The organism is Caulobacter sp. FV1ye6ST (genome assembly GCF_058681225.1).
Map to the genome: position 1 here is coordinate 718,919 of NZ_CM178733.1, position 13,487 is coordinate 732,405.

The 13,487-nt window shown below is 67.2% G+C and carries 18 protein-coding genes; 7 read left to right on the forward strand and 11 right to left on the reverse strand.

Features of this window, described 5'->3' with window-relative positions; genetic code table 11:
* The first annotated feature begins 179 nt into the window (after positions 1-179).
* On the forward strand, positions 180-1,151 hold the full coding sequence (locus ACW175_RS03405; protein ID WP_492103252.1) for a DMT family transporter: 972 nt from the start codon (positions 180-182) through the stop codon (positions 1,149-1,151).
* 84 nt (positions 1,152-1,235) lie between these two features.
* On the opposite strand, the gene ACW175_RS03410 is transcribed toward ACW175_RS03405, so the two are convergent.
* From ACW175_RS03410 to ACW175_RS03430, 5 genes are all read right to left on the reverse strand, one after another.
* Entirely contained in the window at positions 1,236-2,525 is a 1,290-nt protein-coding gene (locus ACW175_RS03410; protein ID WP_492103253.1) for a M20/M25/M40 family metallo-hydrolase, read from the reverse strand.
* Between the two features lie 48 nt (positions 2,526-2,573).
* The gene (locus ACW175_RS03415) at positions 2,574-4,628 is read right to left on the reverse strand and encodes a phosphocholine-specific phospholipase C (protein ID WP_492103254.1); all 2,055 of its coding nucleotides are present in this window, start codon (positions 4,626-4,628) and stop codon (positions 2,574-2,576) included.
* Positions 4,629-4,709: 81 nt separating this feature from the next.
* Positions 4,710-5,813 carry a Zn-dependent alcohol dehydrogenase gene (locus ACW175_RS03420; RefSeq protein WP_492103255.1) on the reverse strand — a complete coding sequence of 368 codons (1,104 nt, stop codon included), beginning with the start codon at positions 5,811-5,813 and terminating at the stop codon, positions 4,710-4,712.
* A gap of 85 nt (positions 5,814-5,898) precedes the next feature.
* A complete protein-coding gene (locus ACW175_RS03425; protein ID WP_492103256.1) occupies positions 5,899-6,195 on the reverse strand; it encodes a putative quinol monooxygenase in 297 nt (98 codons plus the stop codon).
* An 81-nt stretch (positions 6,196-6,276) separates the two neighbouring features.
* Positions 6,277-6,762, reverse strand: a complete 486-nt coding sequence (locus ACW175_RS03430) for a chemotaxis protein CheW (RefSeq protein WP_492103257.1) — start codon at positions 6,760-6,762, stop codon at positions 6,277-6,279.
* A gap of 192 nt (positions 6,763-6,954) precedes the next feature.
* On the opposite strand from ACW175_RS03430, the gene ACW175_RS03435 reads away from it, so the two are divergent.
* Positions 6,955-7,341, forward strand: coding sequence for a hypothetical protein (locus ACW175_RS03435; protein WP_492103258.1), 387 nt, complete (start codon positions 6,955-6,957; stop codon positions 7,339-7,341).
* A gap of 228 nt (positions 7,342-7,569) precedes the next feature.
* Complete coding sequence (locus ACW175_RS03440) at positions 7,570-7,797, forward strand: hypothetical protein (RefSeq protein ID WP_099581075.1); 228 nt, start codon at positions 7,570-7,572, stop codon at positions 7,795-7,797.
* 16 nt (positions 7,798-7,813) lie between these two features.
* Here the strand turns inward: ACW175_RS03440 and ACW175_RS03445 are convergent, their stop codons facing one another.
* The 3 genes from ACW175_RS03445 to ACW175_RS03455 all read right to left on the reverse strand — a co-directional run bounded on the left by ACW175_RS03445 (position 7,814) and on the right by ACW175_RS03455 (position 9,212).
* On the reverse strand, positions 7,814-8,119 hold the full coding sequence (locus ACW175_RS03445) for a hypothetical protein (protein ID WP_492103259.1): 306 nt from the start codon (positions 8,117-8,119) through the stop codon (positions 7,814-7,816).
* 151 nt (positions 8,120-8,270) lie between these two features.
* Positions 8,271-8,846 carry a bactofilin family protein gene (locus tag ACW175_RS03450; protein WP_492103260.1) on the reverse strand — a complete coding sequence of 192 codons (576 nt, stop codon included), beginning with the start codon at positions 8,844-8,846 and terminating at the stop codon, positions 8,271-8,273.
* Positions 8,847-8,966: 120 nt separating this feature from the next.
* Complete coding sequence (locus ACW175_RS03455; RefSeq protein ID WP_492103261.1) at positions 8,967-9,212, reverse strand: DUF2188 domain-containing protein; 246 nt, start codon at positions 9,210-9,212, stop codon at positions 8,967-8,969.
* Between the two features lie 196 nt (positions 9,213-9,408).
* Between ACW175_RS03455 and ACW175_RS03460 the strand changes: the two genes are divergently transcribed.
* The 3 genes from ACW175_RS03460 to ACW175_RS03470 are packed head-to-tail and all read left to right on the forward strand — an operon-like array spanning position 9,409 to position 10,473.
* Positions 9,409-9,690: a type II toxin-antitoxin system RelE/ParE family toxin gene (locus ACW175_RS03460; RefSeq protein ID WP_492103262.1), complete on the forward strand. Its 282-nt coding sequence runs from the start codon at positions 9,409-9,411 to the stop codon at positions 9,688-9,690.
* A complete protein-coding gene (locus ACW175_RS03465; RefSeq protein WP_492103263.1) occupies positions 9,656-9,991 on the forward strand; it encodes a HigA family addiction module antitoxin in 336 nt (111 codons plus the stop codon). The genes ACW175_RS03460 and ACW175_RS03465 overlap by 35 nt, the downstream gene beginning before the upstream one ends.
* Entirely contained in the window at positions 9,988-10,473 is a 486-nt protein-coding gene (locus tag ACW175_RS03470) for a hypothetical protein (RefSeq protein ID WP_492103264.1), read from the forward strand. Before ACW175_RS03465 ends, ACW175_RS03470 begins: the two co-directional genes overlap by 4 nt.
* Here the strand turns inward: ACW175_RS03470 and cobS are convergent.
* Positions 10,470-11,480 (reverse strand): cobaltochelatase subunit CobS, encoded by a 1,011-nt coding sequence (gene cobS / locus ACW175_RS03475; protein WP_492104889.1) that lies wholly within the window; start codon positions 11,478-11,480, stop codon positions 10,470-10,472. The genes ACW175_RS03470 and cobS overlap by 4 nt on opposite strands.
* 148 nt (positions 11,481-11,628) lie before the next feature.
* Positions 11,629-12,003 carry an RcnB family protein gene (locus ACW175_RS03480; RefSeq protein WP_492103265.1) on the reverse strand — a complete coding sequence of 125 codons (375 nt, stop codon included), beginning with the start codon at positions 12,001-12,003 and terminating at the stop codon, positions 11,629-11,631.
* A gap of 123 nt (positions 12,004-12,126) precedes the next feature.
* Here ACW175_RS03480 and ACW175_RS03485 point away from each other — a divergent pair, with 123 nt between their 5' ends.
* The gene (locus ACW175_RS03485) at positions 12,127-12,855 is read left to right on the forward strand and encodes a phosphatase PAP2 family protein (RefSeq protein WP_492103266.1); all 729 of its coding nucleotides are present in this window, start codon (positions 12,127-12,129) and stop codon (positions 12,853-12,855) included.
* On the opposite strand, the gene ACW175_RS03490 is transcribed toward ACW175_RS03485, so the two are convergent.
* Positions 12,827-13,258, reverse strand: a complete 432-nt coding sequence (locus ACW175_RS03490; RefSeq protein WP_492103267.1) for a hypothetical protein — start codon at positions 13,256-13,258, stop codon at positions 12,827-12,829. The genes ACW175_RS03485 and ACW175_RS03490 overlap by 29 nt on opposite strands.
* Between the last annotated feature and the right edge of the window lie 229 nt (positions 13,259-13,487).

Consider the following 13,487-nt stretch of genomic DNA (forward strand, 5'->3'; position numbering starts at 1 on the left):
CTTGAGGGGTTTTCGGAAAGACTTGCCTAATGCGTCGTTAGGTCACCCACATCAGTCAATGCGACCGTCTAAAGAACGAGGTTATTTCGCTGTGTCTCGGTGAATATTCGCACATTTGTCGAGATTGAAGCCAGGCGCCCCAAGGCCTAGAAGCACCGCTTGCCTGCAGCGAGCCCGTCTTGACCCCTTCCCGCGCCGACCTCTTCAAAGACCGCCGCTTCGTCGTCGGGATCGCCGTGCTGTGCTGTCTGCTGTGGGGGAGCGCCTTTCCGGCGGTGAAGGCGGGCTACGCCCTCTTGCACGTGGCCAAGACCGACATGGCCACGCAGATGCTGTTCGCCGGCTGGCGCTTCCTGGGGGCGGGCCTGATCCTCCTGGTCCTGGCCGTGCTGGGTCGGCGCTCGATCGCCGTGCCGCGCGAGCGGATCGCCTCGGTGGTCGGACTGGGCGTCGTCCAGACCACGCTGCAGTACGTCTTCTTCTATGTCGGCCTGGCCCACGCCAGCGGCGTGAAGTCGTCGATCATGAACGGCACGGGGGCGTTCTTCAGCGTGATCCTGGCGCACCTCCTCTACGCCAACGACCGCCTCACCGTCCGCAAGGCGGCCGGCTGCCTGCTGGGCTTCGCCGGCGTGCTGGTGGTGAACCTGGGCGGCTCAAGGGGCATGAAGGGCCTCGACTTCGAGTTCACTCTGCTGGGCGAGGGCTTCGTGGTCATCGCCGCCTTCGTGCTGGCGGCGGCCTCGATCTGGGGCAAGACCCTCTCGCGGACGCTGGATCCGATGGTGATGACCGGCTGGCAGCTGGCCATCGGCGGCGCGGGGTTGCTGGCGATCGGCGAGATCGGGGGCGGCCACCTGTCCGGCTTCGACGTCCGGTCGTTGGCGCTGCTGGCCTATATGGCCGGGCTGTCGGCCGCGGCCTTCGCGCTGTGGAGCCTGCTGATGAAGCACAACCCGGTCGGGATGCTGGCGGTGTTCAACTTCCTGATCCCGGTGTTTGGGGTTCTGCTGTCGGGCCTGTTCCTGCACGAGCCTGTGCTGGCCTGGAAGAACGCGGCGGCGCTGGCGCTGGTGTGCGGAGGGATCTGGCTGGTGACGCGGAAGAAGATGCTCCCCCGCGATGCGGGGGAGCTGTCGCGGAGCGACTGAGGGGGCCTTCACCGCGTAGGCCCAGCTCGCCCCCTCCGGCCCTCTGGGCCACCTCCCCCGCAGCGCGGGGGAGGATCTAGCGGCCTAGTTCACCCCCGCCACGGCCAGCAGCGCGGCCAGGCCCACCTGCATCCCCTGCACGCTGGACGCCTTCTCGACGTCGATCCATTCGTCCAGAGCATGGGCGCGGCCCGCCTTGCCGCCCGAGCCGATGGTGACGGCGGGAATCCCTAAGCTCATGGGCACATTGCTGTCGGTCGAGCTGTCCTGGTGCTCGGGCTTCATGCCCAGGGCCGAGACGGCGGCGGCGGTCAGCACCACGATGTCCGAGGTCTGGGGCGTGGTCCCGGCCGGGCGCTCGCCGATCACCTTGGCGTCGTAGCTGATCTTGCCGGCCCCCGTGGAGCGGGCGGCGTTCTCGCCCGCGACGGCCTTGTCCAGGATGCCGATGAAGGTCTGGTCCAGCTTGGCCAGTTCGGCGGCGCTTTCCGAGCGCATGTCGAACTCCATGAACACGCTGTTCGGGATCGAGTTGACCGAGGTGCCGCCGCCCGTGACGCTGGCCGAATAGGTGACCTTCGGATCCTTGGGCGCCTGCACGGCGTAGAGGTCGACCACGGCCTGGCTCATCGCCGTCATCGGGTTGACCAGGCCGAACGCGCCGTAGCTGTGGCCGCCGGGACCCTTGAAAGTCACGCGATAGCGCTTGGAGCCGACGCCGCGATCAACGATCCGCGACGGGTCCGAGCCGTCCATCGAGAAGAAGGCGCTGATCCGGCCCTTGTACGGACCCTTGTTGAACAGGAACCGCGTGCCGCGCAGGTCGCCGGGGCCTTCCTCGCCGACATTGCCGACGAACAGGATGTCGGCCTTGGTCGAGATCTTGGCCGCGTCCAGGGCGCGCATATAGGCCAGCAGGGTGGCCAGGGACCGGGTGTCGTCGCCGATGCCGGGGGCCATCAGCTTGGTCCCCTCGCGCTTGACCTTCACGTCCGTGCCTTCCGGGAAGACGGTGTCGAGGTGGGCGGCCAGGACCACGAACGGGCCCTTGCCCTTGGTCACCGTGCCGGGGCGAACGCCCATGACATTGCCCTCTGCGTCCATCTCGACGTTCGTCAGGCCGTGGGCCTTGAGCATCTCGAGATAGGCCTTGGCGCGCGCCTCTTCCTTGAAGGGCGGGGCCGGGATCTCCGTCAAGGTGACGATATCGGCGACCGTGCGGTCGAAGTCGGCGTCAAGCTTGGCGGCGGCGGCCTTGAAGGCGGGGGACGCGACCATCCTGGCGACGGCCTTGGTCGGGTCGGCTTTTGGCGCGGCGAGCGTCGGCGTGGCGATGAGGACGGCGGCGAGCACGAGAAGCGAGGGGCGGAGCATGGCGAATCCTTGAGGTTCGCCCCACCCTAGCCAAGCTGCGCGGCCTGGCTAGGCCGTCAGCCGCGCCGTCCCGCCCATCAGCGGATCGCTGATCGAATCCTTGCCGGTCTCGATCCGTCCCGCCAGCCGCCGCAGCCACGCCGGATCGGCGGCGTCGCTGACGGTCAGGTCGTACCAGCCCTGTTGGGTGGCGAAGGTCTTGGCCTGGGTCGCGCCGGCCGCCAGGCTGACACGCCAGGGCTGGGCGCCGCCCTCGACCGAGACGGTGCGCGGTTCGCGGCCGGTATTGGTCAGGGTCAGCCGCATCGCCCCGCCGCTGGCCCGCGCGGTGATCTCGACCCCCGGCCCGGCGCCCGTGAGGCGCCGGTGGAAGCCGTTCGGGCCCAGCACCCACAGATCGTGCGGACCGGCCGGCCAGACGTCCGCCAGCGCGGCCTTCGGACCGACCGTGTAGCGGCGCGGCACCGCGTCCAGCCGCAGGCGGTCATAGACATGCAGCACCGCCGCCTGGGCGCCGGCATTGGTCAGGGTCAAGGTCATGGCCCCGTCCTTCACCCGGCCGTCCACGGCCAGGGCGTAGGGCAGGGCGCGCGAGGGCCGCGCGCCCTTGGCCTGGACCGGCGCGACCACGGTCGTCGGCGTCGGCGGCTTGATCTCCTTCAGCTTGGCCGCGCGGGCCGCGGTCTCGGCGGTCGGCGGCAGCGGCGCGAAGGGCTTGTGGTTCGGGGTCTTGAAGTCGAAGCACGAGGTCAGGTCGCCGCACACCGCCCGCCGCCAGGGCGCGATATTGGGCTCCATCACCCCGAAGCGCGTCTCCAGGAAGCGGATCACCGAGGTGTGGTCGAACACCTGGCTGTCAACCCAGCCGCCCCGGCTCCATGGCGAGATGGCGTAGAGCGGCACGCGCGGACCCAGGCCGTAGGGACGGTTCATCAGGTCGTCGCGCTCGGCCTTGGCCTCGGTCGGGTTGCGCACCGTGTGGTGCATGTCCGTCAGGTCGATGGTCGAGCCGCCGATCAGCTTGCCGTCCGCGTCCTTGGACGGCGGCGACGGCGGCGGCATGTGGTCGAAGAAGCCGTCGTTCTCGTCGAAGTTCACGATCAGCACCGTCCGCGCCCAGACCTTGGGATCGGCGGTCAGGGCGTCGATGACGCGGGCGGTGTAGTCGGCGCCCTGAGCCGGGCTGGACGGGGCGGGGTGCTCGCTGTCGGCGGCCGGGGCGATGATCCACGACACCCGCGGCAGACGACCGGAGACGACGTCCTCGCGCAGCTTGTCCAGATGCCAGGTGGACAGCGCCAGGTCCTTCAGCCGCTTGTCCGAACCGGGCGCGTTCTTGTAGGCGTCGCGATAGGCCTTGAAGCCGGCCAGGGGGTTGTCGGTGAAGTTGTCGGCCATGTCCTGGTAGATCCGCCAGGAGACGCCGGCCTTCAGCAGCCGCTCGGGATAGGTGGTCCAGGTGTAGGACTCGGCGGCTCCGCCTTTTTCGGCGAAGTCGTCGTGCGAGTTCGAGATCGACGGGCCGCCTTGCGTTCCGGACGGATCGTTCGTCCCGGTCCACAGGAACAGACGGTTGGTGTTGGTGCCGGTCTGGGTCGCGCAGTGATAGGCGTCGCAGAGGGTGAAGGTCTCGGCCAGGGCGAACTGGAACGGGATGTCGGCGCGCTCGAAATAGCCCATCGACCAGGGGTGCTTGTGGTCCGGCCAACGGTCCATGCGGCCCTGATCCCAGGCGTCCTGGGCGTTGGTCCAGCTGTGCGGCGTGCTCTCGACCCGCATGTGGGCGAAGGTCTTGGTGGTCTCCAGCGGGAAGGGCGCCAGCAGCTGCTCGCCATAGCTCTGGACGAAGACCGAGCCGTCCTTGCGTTTGGCGGTGTCGCGCACCGGAACCGGGAAGCGGTCGCCGAAGCCGCGCACCCCGGCCATGGTCCCGAAATAGTGGTCGAAGCCGCGGTTCTCCTGCATCAGGATCACCACGTGCTCGACGTCCTTGATCGTGCCGGTGCGGACATCGGCGTCGATCGCCGCCGCGCGGGCCAGGGCCGGCGGCAGGGTCATGGCGCCGATGGCGGCGAGCAGACTACGGCGGTCGAGCTGGGGCATGGCGTGGCTCCGGAGAATAGTTCACCGGAGTTAGCACGGCTATTTGGTCAGTGATGTGACAACTGGACTAGACCAGAGCGATCAATCAAACACGATCACCGACCGCGCCAGTTCGCCGCGCTTCAGCTCGTCGAACGCGCTGTTGACGTCCTCCAGCTTGATGCGGCGCGAGATCAGCTCGTCCAGCTTCAGGCGGCCCTGCATGTAGAAGTCCACGAGGCGCGGCATGTCGACCGGGAAGCGGTTGGAGCCCATGTAGCTGCCCTGGATCCGGCGCTCGCCGAGAAAATCGACGCCGTGCAGCTCGATCTTCGTCCCGACCGGGATCATGCCGATCACATTGGCCGTGCCGCCCCGGCGCAGCATCTTGAACGAGGCTTCCGCCGTGGCCTTCAGGCCGATAGCCTCGAAGCTGTGATGGACGCCGCCGCCAGTCAGCTCGACCACGGCCTTGGCGATGTCGTCGACGGCCGAGCCGTCGATCACGTCGGTGGCGCCGAAGGTCTTGGCCAGCTCAAGCTTCCCGGCGACGCGGTCGATGGCGATGATCCGGCCGGCGCCGGCGATGGCCGCGCCGTTGATGGTGGCCAGGCCCACGCCGCCGCAGCCGATCACGGCCACGGTCTCGCCCGGCCGGACGTTGGAGGTGTGCATCACCGCGCCCACGCCCGTCATCACCGAGCAGCCGATCAGGGCGGCGCGGTCGAACGGCATGTCCTTGCGGATGGCGACGCAGGCGTGCTCGTGGACCAGCATGTACTCGGCGAACGACGACAGGTTCAGGAACTGAGCCATCTTGCCGTTGGCGCCGCCTCCGAGGTCCTCCTTGAACAGTCGAGGCTCGGCGTCCTTCGGACGCTTGGTCTCCGGGCTGATGCACAGGTTCATGTGCCCGGTCAGGCAGACCTCGCAGTGGCCGCAATAGGGGTTGAGGCAGGTGATGACGTGGTCGCCGACCTTGACCGTGCGGACCTCGCTGCCGACCGCCTCGACGATCCCGGCGCTCTCGTGGCCCAGCACGGCGGGCAGGGGGTGGCTATAGGAGCCCTCGATGAAGTGCAGGTCGGAGTGGCAGACGCCGGCGGCCTTGGTGCGGATCAGCACCTCGCGCGGGCCGGGCTTGCCGATGGCCACGGTCTCGATCTCGAGGGGCTTGCCCACCTCGCGCAGAACAGCGGCCTTCATGCGTCTCTCCCTTTGTTGGCGAGAGACTAGCGTTCTGCGAGGGGGCAGCGGAAGAGGTTATTCGAACAAATGTTTGGCGCGCGGGTCAGGCGACCTCGACAGGATCAGCAACCAGGGCGGTGCGTTCGGCCAGGTCGTTGATGCGCGCGAAATAGTCCTGGAAGTGCGCCGTCTGGCGGTGCGCGGCCACGGCGGCGTTGTCGACATAAAGCTCGTCCAGAACGAAGCGCGCGGCGTCGGCCTGGTCCTGCCAGATGTCCCAGCGCAGGTTCCCGGGTTCGGCGCGGCTAGGGCTGACCATGCTGGCGAGCAGCGCCCGCAAGGCCTCGGCCTTTCCCGGGCGAGCGGTCAGGATGGCCACGATCTTCACGGCGTTCGACATCGGTATCATTCCTTCCGTGAGGCACCGGCCACCCACGGGTGGCGGCGGTCCCTGATCGGGGAGGCAACGGCGACCGTAGGATTAGGCCGCCAAGGCGACCGGGCGTTCCGGGAGGATGCGGCTGACGGCCAGCAGGACGGTCATGTCGCCTTCGCCGCTGGTGATAACGGCCGCGACCAGCGGGGAATCCTCGCCGTCGCCCAGGGACGGCGGCGCATTGATGTGCTCGGCCTCGACGGTGAAGCTGTCGCAGACGGCGTCGACCAGCAGGCCGGCGACGTCGTCATGGTTCTCGACCACGATGATCACCTGGCGCGCGCCGTCCTGGGCCGCGCCCTTGCCCAGGCGCCACGACAGGTCGATGACCGGCATGACCTGGCCACGCAGGTTGATGACGCCGCGCACATAGGGCGGGGCTTCCGGCAGCGGGGTCGGCGGCGTGACGCCGCGGATCTCGCGCACCGCGCTGACGGGGACGCAATAGGTCTGGGCCCCGACCTCGAACGAGAGGACCTGCAGGGCCTGACCTCGGGCGTAGGACAAGGTGTCGTTCACTTGGACGGTCATGGCGGCGGTCTCCGTGGAGGTCGCGAGAGGCTGTTGAGGGTCACCTTCATTGAAAAAGGTGAACAAACCGGTTCCGCCGACCGTTGAAATAATCCGTTCAGGCGCCGTTCAGGCTCGAAGTCCGATCGTCCATGTGACGCTTGAGACGACGCGCCGCGCCGCCGGGAAGCGAGAGACCCAAAGGAGGCCACCATGGCCAACAAGATCATCACCACGGTCGGTCGGGTCGCCGCCGGCCTCGCCGCGCTCTCTCTGGTCGCCGCCGCCACGACGGCCTCGGCCGACCCGCGCTACGGCCACTATCGCGGCCATCGCGGCAACGATACGGCCGCCGTGGCCGTCGCCGCCGGCATCGTCGGCCTGGCGGTCGGCGCGGCGATCTCCGACGGCAACCGCCACGATCGCTACGACCGCGGCTATTACGACCAGGGCTACTACGCCCCGCCGCCGCCCCCGCCGCGTTATGGCTACGGCTACGCCCCCCGGCCGTATTACGGCGGCGGTGGTCGCGATTGCTGGACGACCCGCGAGTACGACCGCTGGAACGGCGCCTACTACGAACGGACCGTCTGCCGCTAATCGCTCATGAGATCAGGTCGCCGTTGTGAGCCGGCGATCCGATAGGCGCTGTCCGCCCCGACACGCCGACCAGCCCCGAGGCCCCCCGCCTCGGGGCTTTTTCTTATCTGGAGATGGCCGGAGGCTCCCCGCTTCGAGGCTTTTTCGTTTTGGGGATTCGAGGACTCGACTCCGGCGAATAATCGGAACAAAAAAGGAACATTGCTGCACGCCGCAGGAGGGTCGCCCATGTCGTTCGCCGATCAGACTTCCGTCTTCCAGAGCCCGTTCGGCGCCGGTCTGCGCCTGACCGACGACCGGCTGGACATCGCCGAGGCCGTGCTGGCGGGGGCTTGGCGCACCCTGCGCGCGGCGGGATTTGGCGAGGCCGAGGTGCAGGCGCTGTTCGATCAGATCGCCGACCGGCCCGAGGACCTGGCGCGCCGCCTGCGCAAGATGGCCAATGCCGCGGCCTGAAATTTGGGCCTAGGCCCTACTGCGAGCGTTCCAGCAAGGCGCGCAGGATGTCGGCGCGCTGGGCCGTGTCGACGCCGATGCGGCTCGCCAGGTCGCGGATGCCGGCCGGATAGGCCTCGCCGCCGTCGGCGATCGTCCTGGCCTGCTCGGCCAGGCGGCGCAGGTCGCGATCCAGCCGCTCGATCTCTTCGCGGGCCAGCAGACGGGCTTCGGTTTGCAGGCGCTTCACGCGCTGGGCCGTGGTCTCCGGACCGCGTCCCAGGTCATAGATTTCCGCCACGCCGGGGACGGTGGGCACGATCTTCAACGGCTTTCCGGCCATGGATTTGAGCTCCTCGTTCCGGGCCGGTTCACGCCGGTCCACGAGAATACAAAGCCTGGCTTAGCGTCAGTGTTCCGACGGTTTGGCGCGAAAGCGTGGCCGCGTGACCGACGCGCCACAGGCGGCGCGACGGTCGTGGACCTGACGCGCTCTAGTGGGCGACCTGGCTGTACGGCATCTGCGAGGCGGAAGGCGGCGTCGCCGGTTGTGGGGCCGGCTGCGCGTAGGCTTGGGGCTGAGCTTGGGGGGGCTGAGCCTGGGGGGGCTGAGCCTGGACGGGCTGGGCCTGCGGCGGCGCCGGACGGCGGAACTTCAGGCTGCGGCCCTGGAACTGGGCGCCGGTCTCCATGGCCAGTTGCTCGTGGGTGATGTCGCCATCGACGCGGGCGGTGCCGTGCAGGCGTACGGACTGGGCCGTCACGGTGCCGATCACCAGGCCGTGGATCTCCATGGCCTGGGCGACGAGCGCGCCCTCGATGCGGGCGTTCGGGCCGACGATCAGCTTGCCGACCTTCACATCGCCCAGCACCACGCAGTCGAGATGCACCTCGATGTCGCCGACCACGTCGCCACGAATGGTCAGGCCCTGGCCGAACATCGAGATCGGCTTCGGACGCACCGGCGCGGGCGCGGTTTGTTGCGGCTGGGGCTGCGGCGCGGCGGCGCGGCCTTGATCCAGCGGAGCCACGGCGAGCGGCGCGGCGGTCTCTTTCTTCTTGGCGAACATAGGCGGCGACCTTTGTCTCAAAATGGGCTTCAGGAAGCACCATCCCGCAAGATCGGGGCCGATTTCAGAACGGGACCCGTCACGGACGCCGAAGCCGGCGCCCGTGACGTCGTGTCGCGCCTACTGGCTGTCCTTGACGTGGGTCGTGGGCCGGTCGTCGCCCGACGCCACTTCCTGATGCCAGACGGCGTTCTTGTCCTCGTAGGTGATGCCTTCGGTCTCGCCCCCGACCCGCTGTTCGCCGGCCGCGCGCTGGGCCGCCTTCAGCGCCGCGTCGTGGCTCGGAAAGGTCTCGGAGAAGGTGTCGCCCACCTTGTAGGCCCAGCCGCCGTCGTGCTCGACGATGATGTAGGTGAGGTCGGTCATGGGTCGTCTCCGTGAAGCGTCGCAGGTGAACGGGCTGCCAGGTGAGGGGGTTCCGGATCGCGAGTCTTGTCGGATCATGCTGCGAGCGGGCGTCTGCGTCTATCGCACCAAATGCAATCTATGGTATTGGTAATCTACCATAGAGAGAAGTGGCGATGATTGAGCCGCATAACGTTATGCGTTATAGGTGCTGTAAGTGATCCGGAGTTTCGCCCGTCGAGAAACCCAGCTCATCTGGGAAGGTCGCTATTCGCGCCGGTTGCCGGGTGAGATCCAGGCCTCGGCCGTGCGAAAGCTGCGTTCGCTGGACGCGGCGGAGCAGGTGGAGGACTTGCGCTCACCGCCCGGCAATCGGTTGGAGGTGTTGCGGGGAGACCGCGAAGGTCAACACTCGATCCGGATCAATCATCAATGGCGGATTTGCTTCCGCTGGATGGATGGACATGCCTACGATGTCGAAATCTGCGACTACCATTGAGATAGATCCCATCGATTGGCTGCCCAATCCGACCGCTGGCGACATCCTGCTGGAAGAATTTCTCAAGCCGATAGGCATGAGCCAGAGCGCACTGGCGCGCGCTATTGGCGTGCCGCCACGACGGATAAACGAGATCGTGCTCGGAAAGCGCGCGGTCACCGCTGACACCGACCTGCGCCTTTCGCGCTATTGGGGCATGTCGGAAGGCTTCTTCCTGCGCCTTCAGAATAGCTACGACCTGATGGAGCAGCGCCGGAAGATGGGCGCGGAGCTGGACAAGATCACGCCGCGGGCGGCTTGATCGAAGTGGATGGGAGAGACGCGACCGCGCTCGATCTCTTGCGGGCCTACGGCTTCGCGATCGACGCCTTGCATGAGCGGCGGATCGTTCGCACGAAGAACATCGTCGGCGACTATGCCGAGGCGCTGTTCGCGCGCGCCTTTGGTCGGGATCTTCCGGCGAACTCGAACAAGGCGTTCGACGCCACGGATGGCGTGAAGACCTATCAGGTCAAGAGCCGCCGGCTGTCGCCAACCAACCGCTCGTGCGAATTGGGCGGAATGCCGAGCGATGAGCTGATCGGCTTCGACACCCTGGCCGCCGTCATCTTCGAGGCGGACTTCTTGGTCCTATGTGCGGCGCTGATACCGGTTCCGGTCCTGGCGAAGCTTCGCACCAGCCGCGAGACGCGTCCCCGATTTGTCTTCCGACGATCGGTCTTGGACGTCTCCGGAGTGCAGGACGTGACCCAACGACTCCGGTCAGCCCAAACGACCTTTTAAGCCACCTTCACCCGTGCCGCGCTTTCCGGGAGGTCCGTGCCGAACGCGCGCTGGAAGAACTCGGCCACCGTGGGGCGCTCGAGTTCGTCGCACTTGTTCAGGAAGGTCAGGCGGAAGGCCAGGGCCACGTCGTTGTCGAAGATCTCGGCGTTCTGGGCCCAGGTGATCACCGTGCGAGGGCTCATGACGGTCGAGATGTCTCCGTTCATGAACGCGTTGCGGGTCATGTCGGCGACGCGGACCATGGCGGCCAAGGTGCGCTTGCCCTCGGCGGTGTCATACGACGGGTTCTTGGCCAGCACGATGGCGGCTTCGACGTCGTGCTCCAGATAGTTCAGCGTGGTGACGATCGACCAGCGGTCCATCTGGCCTTGGTTGATCTGCTGGGTGCCGTGATAGAGGCCGGTGGTGTCGCCCAGACCAATGGTGTTGGTGGTCGAGAACAGCCGGAAATACGGATTGGCGCGGATGACGCGGTTCTGGTCCAGCAGGGTCAGCTTGCCGCCGGCTTCCAGCACGCGCTGGATCACGAACATCACGTCTGGACGGCCGGCGTCATATTCGTCGAACACCAGGGCGATCGGGCGCTGCAGGGCCCAGGGCAGGATCCCTTCGCGGAATTCGGTGACCTGCTTGCCTTCCTTCAGGACGATGGCGTCCTTGCCGACGAGGTCGATGCGGCTGACGTGGCTGTCGAGGTTCACGCGGACCAGCGGCCAGTTCAGGCGCGCGGCGATCTGCTCGATGTGGGTCGACTTGCCGGTGCCGTGATAGCCCTGAACCATCACGCGGCGGTCCTTGGCGAAGCCCGCGCAGATGGCTTTCGTCGTCTGGGGATCGAACTTGTAGGCCGTGTCGATCTCGGGGACGTGCGGGTCGCGGTGAGAGAAGGCCGGAACCTTCATGTCGCTGTCCACGCCGAACGCGTCGCGAAGCGTCACCCACTTGTCGGGGACCAGGGTGATCAGCGGATCGGCGGCGGAGCTGGTTTCGGCGAACTCGGGCATGTCCACCGGATTAGCGCCTTGACCCCCACCGTTTCAATTGGATTCCAATTTAAACGGAAGGTTTCAGTCCACGAAGCGCGACCAAGTCGCGCTTTGGGGGGTAGGGGAAGAGGGCGCCGCGTGGCAGCGCCCACTCCAGAGCGATTTTTTAGTGGTTGGCGATGATCACCGAGGCGATCAGGCCGGTCGCGACGGCGGCCAGGACGTATTGGTTGTCCACGCGCTGCCAGCGATAGCCGCGCGGGGGCTGGCGCAGACCGCGGGCGCGGTAGTCGCTGACATAGTAGGTGTTGCCGCGATAGCGTTGGTCCAGGCGCTGGCCCTTGGCCCAGCGGCGGTACTCGCGGCGGTCGTGGCGGTTTTCGGCGCGGGCCTGATCGCGGCGGCCTTGCTCATAGGAGCGATCACGGGCGTCATAGCGACCGTCGTTGTTGTGGTCGCGGCGATAGTCCTGGGCCGAGGCCGCGCTGGCGCCGCCGGCCAGCATCAGAACGGCGAGCGAAGCGGTGATAAGACGTTTCATATCGGGTCTCCTTTGAAGGTGAGAGCACCCTAGGATGCTCGACCTAGAGGCAGCATGAACGGCCGCGCTCAGCTTAAGTTCATGTTTCATATGAGAAATGTTGTTGCGAGGCATGTCGACTGCATGACTATCCGTTTGATCCGCATAGGCTTTCCGGGATTGCTGTCGGCCGCGCGGCGCGAGCTGGGCGCCACCTGCGCCCTGCTGGTGGTCGCGCTGGGCGGCTGGGGATTCCTGTCGATCGCCGATGAGGTGGCCGAGGGCGAAACCCGGGCGCTGGATCTTTCGGTGCTGGAGGCCCTGCGCGTCGACGGCCAGCCGCATGAATTGGTCGGACCCGGATGGCTGCATATCGCCGCCACCGACATCACGGCGCTAGGCTCGGTGACGGTGCTGGGCCTGATCATCCTGTTGGCCTTCGCCCTGCTGGCGTCCCTGCGCCGCTGGAGCGAGGGGTTGCTGCTGGTGGCCGGAGCGGGCGGCGGCCTGCTGATCAGCCAGGGCCTGAAGCGGGTGTTCGAGCGCGAGCGGCCGGATCTGGTTTATCGCGCGGTCGAGGCGGTCAACGCCAGCTTCCCGTCGGGCCACGCCATGCTGTCGGCCGTGGTGTTCCTGACCCTGGGCGTGCTGGCCGCCCGCTTCGCCGACCGGCGGCGGGTCAAGGTTCTGGCGGTCGGGGCGGCCGTGCTGGTCAGCCTGCTGGTGGGCCTCAGCCGTGTCTATCTGGGCGTCCACTGGGCCAGCGACGTCCTGGCCGGCTGGTGCATCGGCGCGGCGTGGGCCATGATCTGCTGGCTGGCGGCCTTCTTCGTGCAGAGAAGGTTCAGGCCTTCGGCTTCGGCCGCCACCTGAGCTCCAGCGTCGTCCACACCGCGCCGGCGAAGTCGGCCAGGCCCACGGCCAGCCAGGCCTTGGGCAGCCAGTCCAGCAGGACGAAGGCGCCGATCACGACCACCGAGAACACCCGCAGCACCACCGAGGCCCGCATATAGGTGCGCTGCCCGGTCCAGCCGGCGACGTGATAGCCCATGGCGTAGGCCAGCAGGACGAGACCGACGAATCGCACCCAGGGCAGGGAGGCGGTCTCGACATGGGCGTGCAGCAGGGTCAGCACCGGAAGGGGCGCGACGGCCAGGGCCAGGCCCGCGGTCGAGATCAGGCCGCCCCAGGCCCAGATGCTCCAGGGCTTGCCGAACGGAACCGGCGTCACCGGCGTCGGCGGGTCGACCGGCGCGCGCCAATCTGGGTCGGTCATGAGATGTCTGTCCCTCGCCCGGAAAGGCGGCGCGAGGATGGCCCAGGCGCGGGTCGCTCCGCAAGCTCGGAGCCAACAGGCGTCGCGCCGCTGGCGATTATCGGGATGACGTGGAGGCTCGGCTCGGCCGATAGCCGTGACGAAATACAACTATAGGAAGTTTATGATTCTGGGATCAATTCGGAATTGACCCAGCCCAATATGAATCTATAAGTTGTATTTGTTGGTT

Coding starts and splice junctions, on each gene's coding strand:
- ACW175_RS03410 (WP_492103253.1), bottom strand. CDS start 2,525: ATGCTCCGCCCCTCGCTTCTCGTGCTCGCCGCCGTCCTCATCGCCACG.
- ACW175_RS03425 (WP_492103256.1), bottom strand. CDS start 6,195: ATGTCGAACGCCGTGAAGATCGTGGCCATCCTGACCGCTCGCCCGGGA.
- cobS (WP_492104889.1), bottom strand. CDS start 11,480: ATGCCCGAGTTCGCCGAAACCAGCTCCGCCGCCGATCCGCTGATCACC.
- ACW175_RS03480 (WP_492103265.1), bottom strand. CDS start 12,003: ATGAAACGTCTTATCACCGCTTCGCTCGCCGTTCTGATGCTGGCCGGC.
- ACW175_RS03430 (WP_492103257.1), bottom strand. CDS start 6,762: ATGACCGTCCAAGTGAACGACACCTTGTCCTACGCCCGAGGTCAGGCC.
- ACW175_RS03455 (WP_492103261.1), bottom strand. CDS start 9,212: ATGACCGACCTCACCTACATCATCGTCGAGCACGACGGCGGCTGGGCC.
- ACW175_RS03465 (WP_492103263.1), top strand. CDS start 9,656: ATGCCTACGATGTCGAAATCTGCGACTACCATTGAGATAGATCCCATC.
- ACW175_RS03450 (WP_492103260.1), bottom strand. CDS start 8,846: ATGTTCGCCAAGAAGAAAGAGACCGCCGCGCCGCTCGCCGTGGCTCCG.
- ACW175_RS03445 (WP_492103259.1), bottom strand. CDS start 8,119: ATGGCCGGAAAGCCGTTGAAGATCGTGCCCACCGTCCCCGGCGTGGCG.
- ACW175_RS03435 (WP_492103258.1), top strand. CDS start 6,955: ATGGCCAACAAGATCATCACCACGGTCGGTCGGGTCGCCGCCGGCCTC.
- ACW175_RS03440 (WP_099581075.1), top strand. CDS start 7,570: ATGTCGTTCGCCGATCAGACTTCCGTCTTCCAGAGCCCGTTCGGCGCC.
- ACW175_RS03490 (WP_492103267.1), bottom strand. CDS start 13,258: ATGACCGACCCAGATTGGCGCGCGCCGGTCGACCCGCCGACGCCGGTG.
- ACW175_RS03420 (WP_492103255.1), bottom strand. CDS start 5,813: ATGAAGGCCGCTGTTCTGCGCGAGGTGGGCAAGCCCCTCGAGATCGAG.
- ACW175_RS03415 (WP_492103254.1), bottom strand. CDS start 4,628: ATGCCCCAGCTCGACCGCCGTAGTCTGCTCGCCGCCATCGGCGCCATG.
- ACW175_RS03485 (WP_492103266.1), top strand. CDS start 12,127: ATGACTATCCGTTTGATCCGCATAGGCTTTCCGGGATTGCTGTCGGCC.